The organism is Anaerobacillus sp. ABD4_527, assembly GCF_056160805.1.
In genome coordinates, this window is the sequence record NZ_JBSWXZ010000001.1 from 708,223 (window position 1) to 726,230 (window position 18,008).

The 18,008-nt window shown below is 37.5% G+C and carries 20 protein-coding genes; 4 read left to right on the forward strand and 16 right to left on the reverse strand.

Translation table 11 applies throughout. From position 1 onward, the window contains the following. The first annotated feature begins 3 nt into the window (after positions 1–3). A complete protein-coding gene (gene mce / locus ACXAHI_RS03630; RefSeq protein WP_474811614.1) occupies positions 4–423 on the forward strand; it encodes a methylmalonyl-CoA epimerase in 420 nt (139 codons plus the stop codon). Between the two features lie 144 nt (positions 424–567). Here the strand turns inward: mce and ACXAHI_RS03635 are convergent, their stop codons facing one another. The 3 genes from ACXAHI_RS03635 to ACXAHI_RS03645 all read right to left on the reverse strand — a co-directional run bounded on the left by ACXAHI_RS03635 (position 568) and on the right by ACXAHI_RS03645 (position 3,334). Next, positions 568–1,779 (reverse strand): M28 family peptidase, encoded by a 1,212-nt coding sequence (locus ACXAHI_RS03635; RefSeq protein WP_474846001.1) that lies wholly within the window; start codon positions 1,777–1,779, stop codon positions 568–570. 46 nt (positions 1,780–1,825) lie between these two features. Continuing rightward, positions 1,826–2,266, reverse strand: coding sequence for a WapI family immunity protein (locus ACXAHI_RS03640; protein WP_474846003.1), 441 nt, complete (start codon positions 2,264–2,266; stop codon positions 1,826–1,828). Between the two features lie 150 nt (positions 2,267–2,416). Then, positions 2,417–3,334 (reverse strand): DUF6843 domain-containing protein, encoded by a 918-nt coding sequence (locus ACXAHI_RS03645; RefSeq protein WP_474846005.1) that lies wholly within the window; start codon positions 3,332–3,334, stop codon positions 2,417–2,419. 467 nt (positions 3,335–3,801) lie between these two features. Between ACXAHI_RS03645 and ACXAHI_RS03650 the strand changes: the two genes are divergently transcribed. Continuing rightward, positions 3,802–3,957 (forward strand): hypothetical protein, encoded by a 156-nt coding sequence (locus tag ACXAHI_RS03650; RefSeq protein ID WP_474846007.1) that lies wholly within the window; start codon positions 3,802–3,804, stop codon positions 3,955–3,957. Between the two features lie 476 nt (positions 3,958–4,433). Here ACXAHI_RS03650 and ACXAHI_RS03655 read toward each other — a convergent pair whose 3' ends face one another. The 5 genes from ACXAHI_RS03655 to ACXAHI_RS03675 all read right to left on the reverse strand — a co-directional run bounded on the left by ACXAHI_RS03655 (position 4,434) and on the right by ACXAHI_RS03675 (position 8,294). Beyond that, a complete protein-coding gene (locus ACXAHI_RS03655) occupies positions 4,434–5,165 on the reverse strand; it encodes an MFS transporter (protein ID WP_474846008.1) in 732 nt (243 codons plus the stop codon). Then, positions 5,146–5,670: an MFS transporter gene (locus ACXAHI_RS03660; protein WP_474846010.1), complete on the reverse strand. Its 525-nt coding sequence runs from the start codon at positions 5,668–5,670 to the stop codon at positions 5,146–5,148. Before ACXAHI_RS03660 ends, ACXAHI_RS03655 begins: the two co-directional genes overlap by 20 nt. 12 nt (positions 5,671–5,682) lie before the next feature. After that, positions 5,683–6,732, reverse strand: a complete 1,050-nt coding sequence (locus ACXAHI_RS03665) for an ArsR/SmtB family transcription factor (protein WP_474846012.1) — start codon at positions 6,730–6,732, stop codon at positions 5,683–5,685. Between the two features lie 126 nt (positions 6,733–6,858). Then, positions 6,859–8,013 (reverse strand): serine hydrolase domain-containing protein, encoded by a 1,155-nt coding sequence (locus ACXAHI_RS03670; protein ID WP_474846014.1) that lies wholly within the window; start codon positions 8,011–8,013, stop codon positions 6,859–6,861. A 95-nt stretch (positions 8,014–8,108) separates the two neighbouring features. Continuing rightward, entirely contained in the window at positions 8,109–8,294 is a 186-nt protein-coding gene (locus tag ACXAHI_RS03675; RefSeq protein WP_474846016.1) for a DUF4177 domain-containing protein, read from the reverse strand. A 410-nt stretch (positions 8,295–8,704) separates the two neighbouring features. Between ACXAHI_RS03675 and ACXAHI_RS03680 the strand changes: the two genes are divergently transcribed. After that, a complete protein-coding gene (locus ACXAHI_RS03680; RefSeq protein ID WP_474846018.1) occupies positions 8,705–9,841 on the forward strand; it encodes a S8 family peptidase in 1,137 nt (378 codons plus the stop codon). 129 nt (positions 9,842–9,970) lie between these two features. Here ACXAHI_RS03680 and ACXAHI_RS03685 read toward each other — a convergent pair whose 3' ends face one another. From ACXAHI_RS03685 to ACXAHI_RS03715, 7 genes are all read right to left on the reverse strand, one after another. Next, a complete protein-coding gene (locus ACXAHI_RS03685) occupies positions 9,971–10,435 on the reverse strand; it encodes a GNAT family N-acetyltransferase (RefSeq protein WP_474846020.1) in 465 nt (154 codons plus the stop codon). A gap of 59 nt (positions 10,436–10,494) precedes the next feature. Continuing rightward, on the reverse strand, positions 10,495–10,911 hold the full coding sequence (locus tag ACXAHI_RS03690) for an HIT family protein (RefSeq protein ID WP_474846022.1): 417 nt from the start codon (positions 10,909–10,911) through the stop codon (positions 10,495–10,497). Between the two features lie 122 nt (positions 10,912–11,033). Further along, positions 11,034–11,903, reverse strand: a complete 870-nt coding sequence (locus ACXAHI_RS03695) for an SDR family oxidoreductase (RefSeq protein WP_474848058.1) — start codon at positions 11,901–11,903, stop codon at positions 11,034–11,036. Between the two features lie 452 nt (positions 11,904–12,355). After that, positions 12,356–13,192: a manganese catalase gene (locus ACXAHI_RS03700; RefSeq protein WP_474846024.1), complete on the reverse strand. Its 837-nt coding sequence runs from the start codon at positions 13,190–13,192 to the stop codon at positions 12,356–12,358. Between the two features lie 112 nt (positions 13,193–13,304). Then, positions 13,305–14,186, reverse strand: a complete 882-nt coding sequence (locus ACXAHI_RS03705; RefSeq protein WP_474846026.1) for an aminoglycoside phosphotransferase family protein — start codon at positions 14,184–14,186, stop codon at positions 13,305–13,307. A 156-nt stretch (positions 14,187–14,342) separates the two neighbouring features. Further along, a complete protein-coding gene (locus tag ACXAHI_RS03710; protein WP_474846028.1) occupies positions 14,343–14,834 on the reverse strand; it encodes a P-loop nucleotide/nucleoside kinase family protein in 492 nt (163 codons plus the stop codon). A 45-nt stretch (positions 14,835–14,879) separates the two neighbouring features. Further along, positions 14,880–15,311, reverse strand: a complete 432-nt coding sequence (locus tag ACXAHI_RS03715; protein ID WP_474846030.1) for an NUDIX hydrolase — start codon at positions 15,309–15,311, stop codon at positions 14,880–14,882. 85 nt (positions 15,312–15,396) lie between these two features. On the opposite strand from ACXAHI_RS03715, the gene ACXAHI_RS03720 reads away from it, so the two are divergent. Then, complete coding sequence (locus ACXAHI_RS03720) at positions 15,397–16,230, forward strand: DUF2935 domain-containing protein (RefSeq protein ID WP_474846032.1); 834 nt, start codon at positions 15,397–15,399, stop codon at positions 16,228–16,230. Between the two features lie 202 nt (positions 16,231–16,432). On the opposite strand, the gene ACXAHI_RS03725 is transcribed toward ACXAHI_RS03720, so the two are convergent. Continuing rightward, positions 16,433–17,455: a serine hydrolase domain-containing protein gene (locus ACXAHI_RS03725; RefSeq protein WP_474846034.1), complete on the reverse strand. Its 1,023-nt coding sequence runs from the start codon at positions 17,453–17,455 to the stop codon at positions 16,433–16,435. Positions 17,456–18,008: the final 553 nt, after the last annotated feature.

Genomic DNA, 18,008 nt, shown 5'->3' on the forward strand with positions numbered 1-18,008 from the left:
ACAATGAACAAACAGCTTGATCATATAGGAATAGCCGTTCGGCGCATCGATGAAAGCATCACGTTTTACACAAACGTTTTAGGCGGTACGCTTGTCGATCACTACCGTAGTGAGGCACAAGGGGTGGAGAGTGAAATCGCCGTAATCGATATTAACGATAGCCGAGTTGAACTCTTGATGCCTACGAATAACACGACTTCTCCTATCGCAAGATTTATGAAGCAAAAAGGAAAAGGCGTCCACCATATCGCATATCGCGTTGATAACCTAGATGAGGCGTTAGAAGAACTAAAGAAACAAAACATACGAACCTTAGAAGATACGCTACGAATCAACAAGCATGGAAGAAGGTTGATCTATTTAAACCCTGCCGATACAGAAGGGACGATTATTGAGTACTGTGATTATCCAGAACAATCATAACCTGATTTTATTGGATTCTAATCAGCATCATGGAAAGAGAAAACAGCTTTAATCCTGTAATCTTTAAACGTTTCGGCATATAAAAACGGTCAGTGGTTGATACCCTCTGACCGTTCTCCGTATGTCTGCCAAGCATTCCTTTTATTAGGGTTTTGATGTCCAATCCCTCGTTTTTCCTTGCAAACTTTTTATAATCTCATTTGCAAGTGAGAATACTTCTGTCAATTTATCTTTACTCATCCACTTAATCGTATCGTCTACTGTATGTAATAGATTTGAAACGCCACAGTTACTGAACGGTATACTAGGCACACCATTTGAGAAAAAGGTGTAATGGTTACTCTCATACCATGGTGCTGTCCATTGGACAGCTGGAAACTTTCCCTTGATCGCTTTTACATAACTTGCAAATTCATTTGATCCAGACATGAGTGTAACATTATTCGTGCCAAGCGATTGACCGATACCATCAAAGTTCATGGCGACTAGTGCTTGAGGAAGGTCGTTTCGATATGCCTTCAAATAAACCTCGTCTCCTAGACCGAGAAATTCTTCTGAACTAAAAAAGATGAACTCGAAACTAGTGTGCCAATTACTTCTCTTAGAAAGCTCTTCAGCTAACGAGAGGACAACTGCCACTCCTGAAGCATTGTCGAAAGCTCCGTCAGTATTAAACACCGTATCATAGTGAGCAGTAAGAATGATTTTTTCAGTCCCATACCCATTTATTTTCCCAATGATATTCTTCGTTTTACCTTCTTTTCTTCTACTCTTTATCATGCATTTTACTGAGGAGGTTGAAGGGCTATTTTTTATGGTTAAACCTACTTCTGGAGAAACCGTTAAAGAAGGAATGAAAAAGTCCCAATCGTTGATTAACGGTTGATTTATTTCTTTTTCCATTCTTACAAATAAGATGGCTGAAGGATTTTTCTCTTCAAGTAGTTGAATCACTCTTTGATGATGTTCAGGATTATAAATTGTAAACCCTTTAGGAACATAGTTTTCTTTTGATAATTCACCGTATAATAACGCGATCTTCCCTTGAAGGTTTTGTGATGCAGAGAGTTCTTCAATTGTGCAAAAAGAAACGGTTGATCCCGAAACCTCGACTGACTCAGAAAAACCATTAGCTATAGCCTCTAAACGATACCCATCAACCTCAATAAAAGCTTCATTAAGCCGCCAGTTTGGTACTTCAAATTCTTGAATGTCTACGTTGATTTCAGCATTTTTTAAAACTTCTTCAATATAATGGGACGCCTCGTGATTTGCCTCTGATCCGACTGGACGGCATCCTATCTCTGTCGATAGTGTATGGAGATGATCCATATAAGTTCCCTGCAACATTTGCATTACTTCTCCCCCTGAAATCAATTTAAAATCTCTTCACCCATGGGTTTCACGGCTTCCCGATAACTGGAAACTTATCTACTACAACAATCAATTCTTCTATCAACTTCGTTAAATATGATTGATCCGATTCAAATGTAAAGTTCAATATAGCCCCAGTCCCCATTGGATAACAGGTTTCTCCATACCACATCACGTTACCTAATGCATCCATTCTCCCCTCGAGTAGAATGAAGTCTTCCATATTCTCGAGCACTGCCTTTCCTTTTAACGTTTCATTCATCGTTTTCAGTTCTTCCAAAAAAGTCAATAATTCATTCGTTCTTACATTCGCACGGAATTTAGCTGAGTATCCAGGGATTTCTAGTAAAACGTAAGAGTCAATCCAATTACCGTCCCAATAATCGGTAGAGTCAGGATATTTTCTTCCCAATACTTCAATTGCAATCTTTGATTTGTCTCCTAATAGTTGGAATTGAATGACGGCCACCCCCTCACCTTATTATTGACCTCGTCAGAGGACTAATAAAATGTACCAGCACGTATCGGAATAGCAGCAACTATCATTATACCAAAAAGGAAATTTATAGCAGTATGCTTTTTATACGTTTCCGCTATCAATGATAAAGATTTTCTTACACTATTTGTTTCGGTTGACTAACTCGTTTAAAACTTGATCAATCCGCTCATGGTAGTGATAACTTCCGTTTCTCTTAAAATCAAGTCCACAACCGCTATTTGTGACTTGGATGGTTTCATAGTTTACTTCACCTTCTCCATACAAATGAATACTTCCAGAATTCCCTCTATAGATACAGTCTTCATCAATAGCTGTACGCTCACCATCATCATGTTGATAAAAATACGTATCTTCGCTCAAACCATTTGGCATTGCAAACGAAGTCTTTGCTTCGCCGTATTGTAACTTGTCACCAACATATGTATAAACCACCTCTTCTATATAAACTGTGATAACCCTTTGGTTACTTTCCTCTTTAATTATTGAACTTCCATCGAGGTTGTATAAAAGTAATATAGGGCCTTCATAACCCTCTGGGATAAGATGAGTTATGTTTGTTTTTGCTTCATCTCCATTCGCCTTCTTCTCTATTGATACGTAAGAATCATAAACAAGCACCCCAATGACTACAGTTAGGATAATCATCGTATTCATGATCATCGATTTTAATTGAATCGTTCTCTGCTTCATGTGCTGTAATTCCTCTACTATAAAGAAAAAGATGGATGCTACAATAGCGAAGTGAACATACTCCTCATCAATGACAATAATTGTCGCAAAAGCTAGCGAAACGTGAATGGACGCTGCTGTAATGAACCGAAATGATGGCACTTTAGATGATAGCCAATCAGATAAATACGACACTGGAATTCCGTAGATTACATTACCAATTCCTGCAAACAAGATCACAAACATAATGAAAAGAGACCCAGTGATTACAAACAGGGCATTAGTATTTAGAAAACCCTCTATCAACCAGTAAACACATGTCAACGATGTGGAAAATAGAGCTGAAATTAATTTTGATTTTATCCTCATATTCCCCCCCCCTTTTAAACCTTACTTATTATGTATTTGTGAAATATTTCACATATAGTGTAACATAACTACCTGCCAGCAGTTAAACAAAGTTATTACTCAAACTATTTGAAGATACGATCTCTATTTTAAAATGAAGGTATATATAAAAGCGGTCAGAAAGCTCCCGCACTTAAAGGGGTATTCACCCTTTTTTCAAAATTCGTTTGATGTCCAGTACAGTTATGAGCATGACAAATACCGAAATCAAAGAGAACAAAATTGTAGTCCCAACACCTTCAGAAATGTGTTGGTTGTTGTAAATTATGTAAAGATAAATAAGCCATAAACCTACTATTCGGATTAAACTATTCATTTGCGATGACTTAAACATTGTATATTCACCGTCCAATCACGAAAGTTAGAAACAAGAGAAAGCTGTTAACCTATACTTTTTTCCCTCTCAAAGGAAGTATGGAAGATATAAAATGACGGATGAGAGGATCCCGGTTATTCCAACGATTAAGGTTCCTATCACAAATGGGTGCTGTGATAATTTAAAGATTAAGATATTATTTGATTGGTATCTTGAACTAAAATTACCAACAGTTCTACTAGCGTTCTCATGGAATGGTCTAAAGTAGCCCGGAAGCCAAACGATCGCTATTAATAGTACGCTACATGTGAACCAGGAATCTAAGAAATTCCATTGAGTTTTCCAAGAAAAAAGAAAAACTAAAGCAATGTCGAACGAAATTGTTACGAATACAAGAAAGATATACTTAACCTTACTACTCAGCGTATTTTCTAAAACCTTGCTGAATGTGGAAGAAATTTTACTTAGTAAAAATGCAATTGCAAGTGTACTAAGTAGAAACACTAAACCGACAGCAAATTTATAAATCAAAGCGATGACTCCTTTCTATTATAGTTGTTTGGACAGATTTATTGATGAATGACTTTGATGGATACTATTTAGTTTAATAATAGTCTAGAAATCCCCTACACCTTGTTAATCATTACGATTTCAATTGGAAAAAGTTTCAAACAAGATATAAAAATAGCGTCATCCTTGTTAGAATAACGCTCCTTTTACTTATAGAAAGTAGACACGACTAACCTATGCTTTTTTTAAAGATGGATGTAAATAAAGAAAGGAAGAAGCAGTAGCAACGACTCCACCAATTAATATCGTTAGGGTAGTACTGTATTGCTCAGCTATTAGCCCTGCAACTAAAGCCGCTACCGGCATTAGTAACCAAGTCATAAAACGACTAGAAGCTTGAACTCGTCCTAAGAGATTGTCTGGGCTTAGATGTTGACGTATCGTGACGATACAAGGTGTCATAATTGCCGCAGATACTGTGCCAACTGCATTCATGATTGCTAACCAAAGGAAAGAATCATACATTACAAAACCGATAATTGATAATCCACCTAAAGCTCCTGCTGTGAAAAGGATCGATCTGTAACTGAAATGTTTCTTTAGCCAATTCGTCGTTATTGCACCACCAATAGCCGCAACACCACCAATCGATAAAAGAAAACCAATTTCAATTGCATCAAACCGTGCTGTTGATTTTAGATGGATCACAAGCATCGTTAAGAAAAGAGTGGTTCCAAAGATTGAAAAGAGCATCGCTACGTTTGAGTATAAAATTGGTTTTACATCAATAACAAATCGAAACCCTTCCTTAATTTCTGAAATGATTGTTGTTGTCGTCACTTTCTCTTTCTGTATATTACTATCAATACTTAGACTTAACGTCACGATAAAACCCACTAAAAAAGATAAGCTGTTAATGATTAACCCTACACCAGGATTAAAAATACTAATTAATGATGATTCCACCTAAGCCAGGAGCAACAAACACGGCTGCTTGGAAAACACCTGTATTTATTGAGTTGACTAGTTGAAGGTCTTTCTTTTTGACGAGCTTTGGAACAGAAGCAAATTGACACGTATTATACACCTGGGTCAACAAACCAACAATCAACGCCCCGCCGTATATCTCCCAAATCGTTAAGGAGTTTAGTATGTATAAAAAACCTAAGAGGCCCACAGTTAAAAACCGTCCTAAATCACAAAACAAGAGTATCCTTCTGCGATTAAAATTATCAGCCAATACGCCAGTAAAGGGCTGGATAAGAATTGGCAGCCTTTCGAGAGCAGCTACGATTCCCATGCTAAGCGGTGAGCCGGTAATCGCTAGTACAATCAACGGCAGCGCTATCAAATAGATTTGATCGCCGAAGAAGGATACTAAGTTACCACCAATAAACCGAAATACTTGGAAATTCTTTTTGAACTCAGGAATACTATCCTCTGATTCCATGCGTACAATCGAATTATTCATAGGCGCCCCTTCTTATTTACTATCCAAATACAGACTTAATTCGGCAGGTAAGAAATCAATGGCACTTTGATTAATGTCGTATTTATGGTTTGAAACCTGAGATACTAGCTTTGCTGATTTCAAGATCTTCAAATGGTGATGAACAGTTGTCTTACCTAGCTTCAGTTCGTGCGTTAACTCTTGTAAAGATAAGTGGTCTTCTTTTATCATTTTCAGTATTCGTAAACGTGTTTCATCTCCTAACGCTTTATAGCGTTGTACCAATTGTTTATTAGGTATATATTTCTCATCTGAGATACTTTCATTGGCTACCGCATAATAAAATACTTTGACTCCTTCAAGCTCTGCTTCAACGTTCCAAGGTCGGTAAAAATAGTGTGGAATAAGAAGAACCTTTTGTACACCTGGTTCCTTCGAGTAAGTAACACCGTCAGTAGCCCACGTAATAAACTCCTCAGGATCTAGACGATTTAGCATGTTTTCTTTTGAAACCTTGTCCTTTAGAAGAATCTCATTCAACTTGTTTTTATCAGGTTCAATAACCGTTTCATACCACCCGGTCATAACTTCAATTAGATGTTTTTTCAGCTTTTCAGCAGAAACTTGATTTATAAATTCTAAATAGCTTGGAAGAAAAGGGTGATGGTTCGTGATCATCCGCAATTCACGAAGTGCATCTTCCGATCCATTCAAAAGTTCATTGATCAAATCGTAATACTCTTGACCTAAATACGGAATTGAAATGGTCTTCAGCTGATGCGCTGATAACCTCTCCACATAATCTGTAAAAGAGTCAAGATGATCAAACTCTTTCTGATGAAGAATCTGGAGAAGCGTTTTCCACGTATTATGTTTTTTTACAAATCGAAGCTGTTCAAGCATTCTTGTGGATAGAGATTTTTCGATTGCTTTTCGTTTTTGTTTCGAAATATCCAAGGTATCTACCAAAGAGTCGTTTGTTATCGCAGCGATACCTAAAGCAGATTCCCATAATAGAGAGCTTTCCAGTTTGATACTATACTTTCCATTTGATAATTTCGTGCTTGCAGAAAACAATTCCATATTATCCCTCCCACTACCATTCTATATTTATAGAACGAAATATTCAAATTTATTTTAATTATAAAACAGCCACTCTAGTTTTAGAGTGGCTGTTTAAAAACATTTAGCTATGACATATTACTACTCTCACTTACCTACATGAGTTGACAGTATCAAATCCTCAAACTCTTTTAGATCTGCTTTTCCTCCAAATAAAATCTTCTCTAATAGAAGAGTCAACAAATGTGGTACCTTGTTTAATTTATCATCCGTAAAATCCAAATTAGTTAACATGATAATCGATTTATCGTAATCTTTATAACTAATTAATCCAGAACAATACCCTGCCCAATATCCATCGTGAAGGATCAGCTTTTTATAGTGAGGATGGTCTTCAATCTTCCAACCAAAGCCATAGCCGCCTAATTGTTCATGCAAGCCTTGACAATATTCCATGGATTTTTGGCTGTTTATTGAAACTGGATTAATCACACTTTCCATAGTCTGTTTGGATACCAATACATTACGATAAAGAGAACGCTCCCATTTCAATAAATCTAGTACGGTCGATTTAATTCCTCCATCACCTTTTACACCATCGAGAAAATATACATATTTGTGTTCTTCCATTTCTTCTGGAAGCTTGTACAAATCTTGCTTCCAGTCATATATGTAACCTTGTGAAAGTGTTGTAAGATTACCTTCTAGATAGTGTGAATGTGTTGTTGTGTTCTCCATATTTAGAGGTTTGAATAACTTTGTTTTCAAGAACGTTCCATACTCCATTCTTGAAACCTTTTCTATTATTTCTGCAAGCAATACATACCCTGTATTACAATACTCCCACTTTTCATCTGCCGGAAACAAAATGTCTGGCTCTTCTTCTTTTAAGAATGCAACGACATCTTTATTTGTTGCAATTCTTTCAATATCCCAGTTTCCTTCTGTTTCAAACCATTCCATATAATCAGGAAGTCCGGAGGTATGGGTTAGCATATTTTTTATCGTTATGTTTTTGTATGGTAAATCAGGAAAATACGAAATTAGGCTATCTTCTAAATTCAATTTTCCTTCTTCCATCAGTATCATTATTGCCATTGCGGTAAAACTCTTTGAAATGGAGGCGATTTCAAAGACTGAACCTTGAGTATGTAATTCTGTTGAAGTTCTCCTGCCTATCGCTCTGTTGTAAAGTGGAATACCTTCTTCTGATAAAAGTACTACGCCACTAAATAGCCTATTTTGTTCAAGGAAATCTAATACTTTATCAAATTCTTTATGTCTCAAGTCTTGACCATCCAAATTAAATGACCTCCTATCGGTTCAAAACGAGTGAAATAGATATTTCTAACAATAAATACCTTAAAGCGAAATTAACTAAGGCAAGTCCATCCACCTTAGTCTTTTTTTCGTTTGAATATGATTTCAAAAAAAGCAGACATTCCATAACTCCTAGTACCTGGGGCGAAAATTTGTACTAACTCCCAACCTTCCTTTTCATGCTCAAAAATGACTTCATGATAGTCATCCCTTGGTTTGTTAAAAGAAGACAAGTCGATTTTTACAAACTTATGCTCATACATCTTCATGACCTCCTTTTTTTCTCGTTTTTTCATTTACGATAAGGAGATTTAAAAGTTTCAAAATTTCGTTATTAATTCAATTATTGAGAAGATTTGCTCGAATCATGTGCTTAATGTGCTTTCTACAGTGAAATAAATCCAATCTTATATCTTAATTTTAAATTTATATAAAACTTTTAGTATAACGTTATTTTCATAGTTTGTAGATTGGGAAATCAAACGTTTAACAACCTTGTAAACCCCCATTAATAATACGACATTTCCCAATATGATTATAGCTCATAGCATGATACCATTAATTTTGTAATAGTCGAACTTTTCTGACATACATATCCGGGCCCGGGATCTGTCCATCACGAGCACTTAGTTTGATTGTTATTGATATTAAAACCATGATCGGAGGAAAAGAAATGAAAGCAACATTTAGAAGACTCAGTATTATTCTCAGCGTCGTTCTCGTTCTATCCCTATTGGTTGGTTTTTCTTCACCGTCTGCTTCTGATTCATTGGACAAAGGAAAGAAAGACTACCTAATTGGTTTTAAATCTAATATCAAAACTGCTCAGATCAATAACGTTTTAACTTTAGGAGGAAAGGTAAAGCATCAGTTTAAACATATGGATACGATGCTTGTTTCCTTGCCTGAACCAGCGGCTAAAATACTTGAGAAGAACCCTCTAGTTTCATTTGTAGAAGAAGATCAAGTAGCACATGCAATTGGTCAAACAACACCTTGGGGCATCCCTCATATCAAAGCAGATCAAGTTCAAGCGACTGGAAACACTGGCTCTGGAGTTAAAGTTGCTATACTAGATACAGGAATTGACGCTAGCCACGAAGATCTGAACGTGAGCGGCGGTGCAAGTTTCGTTGCTGAGGAACCAGACGCAACTACAGACGGCAATGGACATGGTACTCATGTGGCAGGTACAGTTGCTGGACTAAATAATAGTGTTGGCGTACTTGGTGTAGCACCCTCTGCTAGTCTCTATGCTGTAAAAGTACTAGATAGCTCTGGTAGCGGTACTTACAGCGGCATCATTCAAGGAATTGAGTGGGCAGTGGACAATAATATGGATGTCATCAACATGAGTTTGGGTGGCAGCTCTGGTTCAACTGCACTTAAGAATGCGACTGACAACGCCTACAACTCAGGTGTGTTAGTAGTTGCGGCAGCTGGTAACAGTGGAACGTTCTTCGGCTTTAACACGATTGGATATCCAGCGAAATATTCTTCTGCAATGGCAGTCGGCGCAGTAGATTCTAACAATAAACGCGCATCATTCTCAAGTGTAGGCTCAGAGCTTGAGGTAATGGCACCAGGCGTTAACATTTTAAGCTCTGTACCTGATAATGGCTACGACAGCTTTAACGGAACGTCCATGGCTTCTCCTCACGTAGCTGGTGCAGCTGCACTTATCCTTGCAGGCAACCCTAGCTTAACAAATGCTGAGGTTCGTCAAAAGCTTAACGACACAGCGAAACCGCTTGGTAGCTCTTTCTATTATGGCAACGGTGTGATCGACGTTCTAGAAGCGACAAAATAATAGAGTAGTAGAAAAGCATGGATCGATTATGATCCATGCTTTTTCATCTTCAAAAAGACTCTACAAACTTTTTTTCATTAGGATAAAAGCATTCATCTCATTAGGTAATATACACCTAACATCGATTTCTTACAGCACTTTCTCCATTGATATCCTTGTATTCGAGTACCCTAGTTTCTTATATAAGCGATAAGCTCCATCATTTTTCCCAAACACACTTAATCCGATTGACTTCACACCACATTCTCTTAGCTGACTTTGAAGCTTTTCAATAGTCTTAGTTCCGAACCCTTTTCCTCTATGTTGTTCGTCTATTAAAATATGGTATAAGTATGCTGAATTAATCTCTTGTATAATGCTATACCAAAGAACTCCCACTTTTTCATTTGAACACGCTTCCACAACATTGTACACATATTGTCCCTCAGTGGCTACTCCATCCTTAAACATGTCAGTGATCATCATCTCTGATTCCTCTAAAGCTTGTTCCGTTGTTAAGTTGAAGTTTCTTGTGATTTCATTCGCATGATCAGGGATCATGAAATCTATATACCTTTTAAATTCTACTTCATCAAGTTTACTGAATTTAATCATGGGTTCTCTCCATTCTATAATCAATTCATACTCTGTACAGCCGACAATAGTGAAGTTTTCTATTTAAGTTTCATAAGCTTTTCTCTTTTGTTTTCAGGTTGCTTTAGCCAATAACGCAACCCTCTTCCAGACAATGGTTCATCCTTATATCTTGGTATGACATGAAGATGACTATGGAAAATAAATTGATTTGAGACCTCTCCGACATTCCAACCGAGCGTATAACCATCTGGTGAGAATGCTTTATCTATGTACTCTTTTGCATCATGTAAAAGTTCATATGTATCGTTCCACTCTTCTCTAGTCAATTCAAACGCATTCGCATGATGGTTCTTAGGAACAATAACTCCACAACCTTCTAGAACACTTTGTTGATCATCATGTTGCAAAAAATAACAAGATTCATTTTCGAACAAAATATTTTGCCCCTCGTCCTCATGAGGATTACAAAAAGGACAATTTTCTTCATAAGACAATAGTACTTCCCCCATTCCTATTTCAAAACTATTCTGATTTTATCATAAATCACCCTACAGTAGGATGAGATAAAAAAAGAGCGTGCCCCCTTCGGACAACGCTCACGCCTTCTGAGAAAATATTAATCTTTTACATGATCTCTGAAATAATTCCCCCAATGGGGTTGTGTTCCATCAATGTCTTTAAAGCCATATTGCTCTGAAAGCTCCCATGTACTATATACTCCTCCAGTTTTCTTAGCTATTTCAGGATCAGAAGATAAACATTTAATTGCTTCACCAATGTAATAAGGCGACTCAGATGCAATAAAATGTTGATCTACTTTCACTCCTTCTTTCCAATTTCCTTCCGTAACTCCCATCAATTCAAGCATTGCTTCAGACCTTAGAAATCCTGGGGTTACAGCGATGGAGGTGATTTTATCATCTATTAAGTCATCTGCCATTGCTTGAGCGATATGTATAGTTGATACTTTTGCTAAACTGTAATAAAAATTTCCCCGTGGCTTATAATCAACCCCATCGGTAATCTCTATTATTAATCCTCCATTATTTTCTTTAAACAACGGAATACTATGATGAGCTGTAATAATATGAGATTCTACAGCCTGCTTTTGCATTTGGAGTCCTTTTGATAAGCTATGTTCGCCTATCGGCTTCCCCCACTCTGTTAACGGATCCCCACCCCATACATCGTTGACTAAAATATCAAGTCGTCCACTTTCTCTTTTTACTAGATTCATCAATTCAACGACTTCAGATTCAACGGTATGATCGACTCTGACAGGTATCCCTAATCCACCAGATTTTGTAACCATTTCAGCTGTTTCTTCAATTGTCTCCTTACGCTTCATAGGGGATTGACTCTTTGAAGTTGTTCTTCCTGTTACATAAACTGTAGCTCCCGCTTCACCTAACTTAACTGAAATCCCCCTTCCAGCTCCTCTCGTTCCACCTGCGACGATTGCAACTTTTCCTTCTAAGTATTTGATAATATTTACCTCCCTCTACCTGTCAAAATTAATACTCAATATATAATTTTACATTTGATCAATTACGAAGTAGTCTATTTTTTCATTGTCTCGTGTTGAATTAAGTAAGAAATACATAGTAATGCAATCCCTATGGTAATCCCTGTCCATGTAATCGCATTGATTGTATAATATTCTAGATTTCTTGCAACCCCTGATAGATATAAGGCTATTCTTATCATTATAGTTACCATAACAACTACAAATGCGATCCACTGAATGATATCTCGTTTGCTGCTATTCTCTTTTTTCACAAATTCATCCTTTCAGAATACTTAACATAAATAAGCCATTTAAGTACTTATACAAAAAGGAGAATTATCCTGTTAAATTGATACTTTCTTTAAAGTGACACTTGAGTTCCGAAATACTACCTAAAAAACACGTCCCTATATAGTGGACGTGTTTCTTCTTCATTTCATAGATGGCTGTGGCATCGTGTCGTGAACATAATAAGGCGCTACGGAAAGCTTCGGTTTCGGACCGAATGGGACAGGGTTCTCAACATACTTGAATTCAGATTTTCCGTCCATGCTAGGACCGCTCGCCCATCGTCCTTTTTTACTTGCTTCACCTCGCGACAAGTTGTATAAATCATAGGAAACAGCTTGCTTCTCAAGCTCTCTAGGGAAATTGGTCGGAACAACAATATCCCCTTCTCTTTCTTCAAGTTCCGCTACTGCTGCAGCCCACTGGTTCTGGTGAGCGGTATCACGCGCAATCATGAATGAAAGTGTATCTCTCACACCTGGATCATCGCTCATTTCAAATAGGCGAACGGCTTGAAGACGTCCCATCGATTCTGCCATCAAATTAGCTCTGAAGTCAGCGATTAAGTTCCCACTCGCACCGATGTATGAAGCCGTCCATCTGTTTCCCACACTATCAACTGGCATCGCTCCTAATCCACTTGCGATGAGGTGCTGTGGGTTCATACCACCCATTGCCGCAGCTAAAACTGGGTTGCTCTTGTATGCAGCTTCCTGATCGGCAACCGGCGCACCATCTAGGAGCCGCGCAATGAGCGTGGCTAACATCTCAACATGAGCCATTTCTTCTGTTCCCACGTCTAGGCAAAGGTCACGGTACTTTTTATCAGCCCGACCGTTAAAACCTTGAAAAAGGTATTGCATCATAACGGATATTTCACCGTACTGACCGCCGAGAATTTCCTGTAACTGCTTTGCGTACACTGGGTCAGGCCGAGTAGGTTTCGCTTCGTACTGCAATTCCTTAATATGGTAAAACATAGGCGTTCACCTCAATTTATAGAATACCTGAGTACCTTATGCAGGATGAAGCCGTCCTGACTCATTCCTTCCCAATCTTTTATCAGGAATTTTTGGGAAACAGTTCTAAACGTTATCCACTTTGTTCGAAATCTCGCTGGATTATGCGAATAATATGATATGCCTCTTCAGCGGTTGCTTTGTGAGAGCTTCTGCTCCAGCTGTATGTAATTAAAGCTTTCCATAATGCCCATCCTCGTGCTCTTTGCCATGTTTTCTCGTCAGCATTTAGAGAGTCCTTAAAAACCCTTCTACTTTCATCATCAAAAAAGGTCCAGGCCATGGCATAATCACAAGAAGGATCTCCTACTCCTAGAATTCCAAAATCTATTACGGCAGATAGTCTTCCATTTTGAATAAGAATATTTCCTGGAGCTATGTCGCCATGAACCCAAACAGCATTTCCAGAGAATTTCGAGCTTAAAGCAAGATCCCACATTTCTTTTAATATCGGTGTTTGTAGCGTGTCTTGATTTTCCTCAATAGCATCCCGGCTCTCCTTATCGTATATCTCTAGATCTCCTCCTCTATAAAAATTGTGTTTTCCTGCTAATGGGCCTCCGCTAGCGTCTAAAGACTGCAACTCGATTAAGAATTCTCCCAAATCCTTTGCAAGCTGGTTTTTATCCAAGATTTTTTTAGACGTTAACGTGTCCCCTTTTAACCACTTATTGATTGACCACGGAAACGGGTACTCATGATTAGGATTCCCTTTTGCTATCGGGGTCGTAATAGGTAACGATAGTTCTTTCGCTAATGTTGGCAGCCATTTTTGTTCCTTCTCAACTTGAGCAACATAATGTTTAGAGCTAGGTAATCTTACACTCATGCTATCTCCTAAGTGGAACGTTCTATTATCATTTCCTCCGTTCTTTACTGGCCTGATATCTAAACCTGACCATTCAGGAAATTGTTCGTTTATTAATCCTCTAACTAAATCAGTATTAATGTCCATTGGATCCTCCGCCATCTCTATATTGCCTTCGTTGAACTCTGCCGTGCTTTTTCAACTCATTATCTCTGCTTATATTCTCTATTACATTACACAATATAGGAGCGTAATCCTTCCTCGTTTGATTAACGCTCCTATTTGCACTTCATGGACTGCTTACTAGCTACTCACTTCTACAATCGTTAACCCTTCTGATGCTTCTGGCGCTTCAAAAAATGACGTAACATGATGAAACACCTCTGCCTTATCAAAAGCTGCTCGTTCGGGCTGTTCGTTACGCCTTTGTGCGATTTGACGTAAACATTGATCGTTGTTTACGTTAAGGAAGATCAGTTGATGGCTTGTATCGACCTCTGACGCAATATCCAAAAACCACTTCCTTTGTTTTCGGGTGTTTGCTGCGAAATCCATTACTACATCTGTACCGACATGTAACAAGTTTTTGACGTGCTTTTTCAACAATGGCTTCATCTGCGCTGAGAATTTCAGATAATCCTCAAACGATGTGATCTGTTTAGGATAAAGTGAAGACAGCCATTCATCTTCAGATATCAAAACCGCTCGTTTCTCTCTTGCTAGTTGTTTGGATTTTGTTGATTTTCCTGCGCCCATTTTTCCACAGAAAAAGTATAGCGTTCCCAATTGTTCCATGTGTTTAATCCTCCAAACATGTTTAAGTGGTGCATCTATTAAAATCTATATGAGTGAATCCTCTGCAGAAAACAGCTTTTCTTTTACACCCTTCACTTGCTGTATCATATGACCTATATTGCCTTCTCCTGCGTATAAGGACATATCAAAAAAGTTTTGATCTAAACCAGACCAATAAAGAACATTTTCATCTCCTGAGACCGCTACATCCCTTTCTAATTTGCCAACGTACACTTCAACGTAACAATCTTGATGATAGTAGGTAAAATCCATTAGATGATGAAGCGTTATATCTTCATTGGAAATACTTGTTTCTTCGTGAAGCTCTCTATATGCAGCTTCTATCCCACTTTCACCACTTTCAATTTTCCCACCTACTAAATTACGTAATCCTTTATAGGGATCTTTCAACCTTTCACACATCAATAATTTGTCCATCTCTTTGTTATAAATCATTAGAACATTATAGCCTTGCATTTCTTCACTTCCTTGTTAATTGGTATAACCTGAGCTAGGCTTCATAGTTTTAATTAAAAGACTATGGCTAAAGGAGGAACATCACATGAATCAGACACTCCTTACCCCCTGGCAGGAACATCATTTCTGGATTGAAATTCTTTCTGATCACGCAGTTTTTGTACGTGATTACTTATCTCCTACTGAACACACCTATGTGAATGAAGCAAACCAGTTTGCAGCAGCATTCGAAGAGCTTCAGACCCAGCTTACTTCTATTAAACCAGATGATTCCGCAAGCTCAGATGCTATGATAGCCTTTTCTCATAAAGCATATAAATTAGCAAGAGCTTACTTTAATTTTGAAGGGAAGATGCAAAGACGTAGAATTAGAAATGAAATTAACATTAACCTAAGTCCCTCTTATTTTAATGGAACGTTAGATGAGAATCAGGAATATTTGCGTCAGCTTACTTTCTATATTGAAGGGAAAGTTCCTCCACCTCTTTCACTTCTCGACTTAATGGACCTATGGTTAACGGATCAAGTGGGTCATGCCGCCCTCTTAATCGATATTCTTGACCCAATTGAAGTTGAATTCATAAGGAATGCCCAAGACATTCAAAATCAATTTCAAGTGTATATTTCAAAAAACAGAGCCATGCGAGGTTTTCTCAGATTCACACCCTCCGGCTTTCGAGCACAGCAACGATTTGCAGATGAGGTCGCTCATTCGATACAAGCTTTAAATGCTCTTGTTGAAGAAGTAATGTCTCTTTACCAAGTTGATGAAGTTCTAAACAATACAACTTTGCGATTTCTTGAACATCATTTTCCCGAAAGCTGTTATTTTCTAGTCCACCTTAGCCAATATGCTCCATCCATTCCATCGCCTTCATGTTCCCTAACGAAGCCTTCTTATTTATCTTCAAAAAACTAAATTCCGTTTAAGTGCTCTTACCGGGTGCAATACTTAGACTTGTTATTTAAGTTTTTTTATTTAGCTTTAAATAAAACGCCTCCTGTAATTAATTTACACAAAAAGGAGCGTTATCCTCTATGGATGATCGCTCCTTTTCTTAAAATGAAATCTTTCACTACTTATCCTAAAATCTCTGATTAACCAATTTAACAGTACAGCGCTATTTTAAATGTTTAATTATTTTCATCATCATCCTTGCGGCGACACTTTGGCCGTAAAACTGATTGGTTGTTCCTGTAAAGTACAGGTCACTTCTTGGATGGTAAAACGAAAAAGCTCCTGTCTGTCCCCAGTGTCCGAGCATTCCATCTTTAATCTCTTTTAGGAATAGTGGCTGACTTGCAATTCCAACTCCATAAAAAAACACGCCTGGACTGAAAAGGAGTTTCCAGTATTTAAGCTCGTTCAAATCTTCTTTTGGAAAGAACTGCCCATTGAAAAAGGCCTTTAAGAAGATCATAGATTCCTTAGCGGTTGAAACAATACCTCCTTCTGGTCCTATCGATGACATATAATTGGGTAGATGAAGTTCCTTATCTTTAAAATAAAAAGGTGCAGGCCGATGATCGTTCACATCTTCAAATAAATACGTTTCTTTTAACTTCAGTTCATCAAAAATAACTTCCTTAAAGACCGTATTGATATCTTTCTTGGTGATCGTTTCAATAATCTTTCCTAAAAGCTGATAATTTGTATCCGAGTATTGAGCCTTTTTACCGGGAGTGAATTTCGGCTCCTTTTGTTTTGCACTCGCTATTGTTCTCTCAAAGCCCCATTTCTGGTCTTTTCCCGCTGTTAATTCCCTAACCGCACCTGTTGAGAAATAATCAGGAATTCCTGAGGTGTTTGACATTAACTGTTTGATCGTTATTTCTCTAGAGTAGTCTTTCCCTTGAAAAAAGTGGAGTTTATGTAGCGTTTCATCTTTCAAGTAGTATGAGATTTTATCATGGAGTTTTAGACTATTTTTTGATCTTAAGTTTAATAAAACCGCAGTGACATATAATTTCGTTACGCTTGCAATAAAATATGGCCTATCGATCGTTAAATTTCCAGCACCGTTTAAGAGCGACAAAGAATTATCCCCGTTTTCGACACACAATAAAGCTCCATATATGTGCTTTTTTGAGACCGCAGATGACACTAATTCAGAAACAAATGATAACTCATTTGTTTGAATCAACAATAAGTTCCCCCTTCCAGTTCACGCATGTTTCCCTTTTCCGTCACCTTTCAAGATGGTTGGTTATTTATATCCATAATAGGCAGAGACTCACTTCTTTATGTCTTTATAAGTATGACAAAGAAAAAAACTATATTAGTCGCAAAGTATAAAAGAATATAGTACCACTGCCGTTCAGTTTTTCTAAAAAAGTACAAATAACTTGCAGTAAGATAAACCGAATAAGCGAAAAATCCCCATGCAATATGGAAGAATGACTGAAAGAAGAATGGAATGAAAAGACAGAGAACGAGCATTGTATAATCATATTTCTGCTTTTGTTTCAAAGTTTTTTTATTCATTCTACTATCTCCTATACTTACATTAAGTGTTGTGATGGAAATTCGTACTTCTCCTTATCATCTAGATAATAAAAAAACACCTAAATAAATAGGAATCTCGAAAGCCTTTGCGCTTAATCTTTTTAGGATAGGTTCATAAATATTACGAATCTACCCTTTTTATTTTATTTTTGAGCAAGTTTATATGAACAATCTTCTATAATAACTATTAA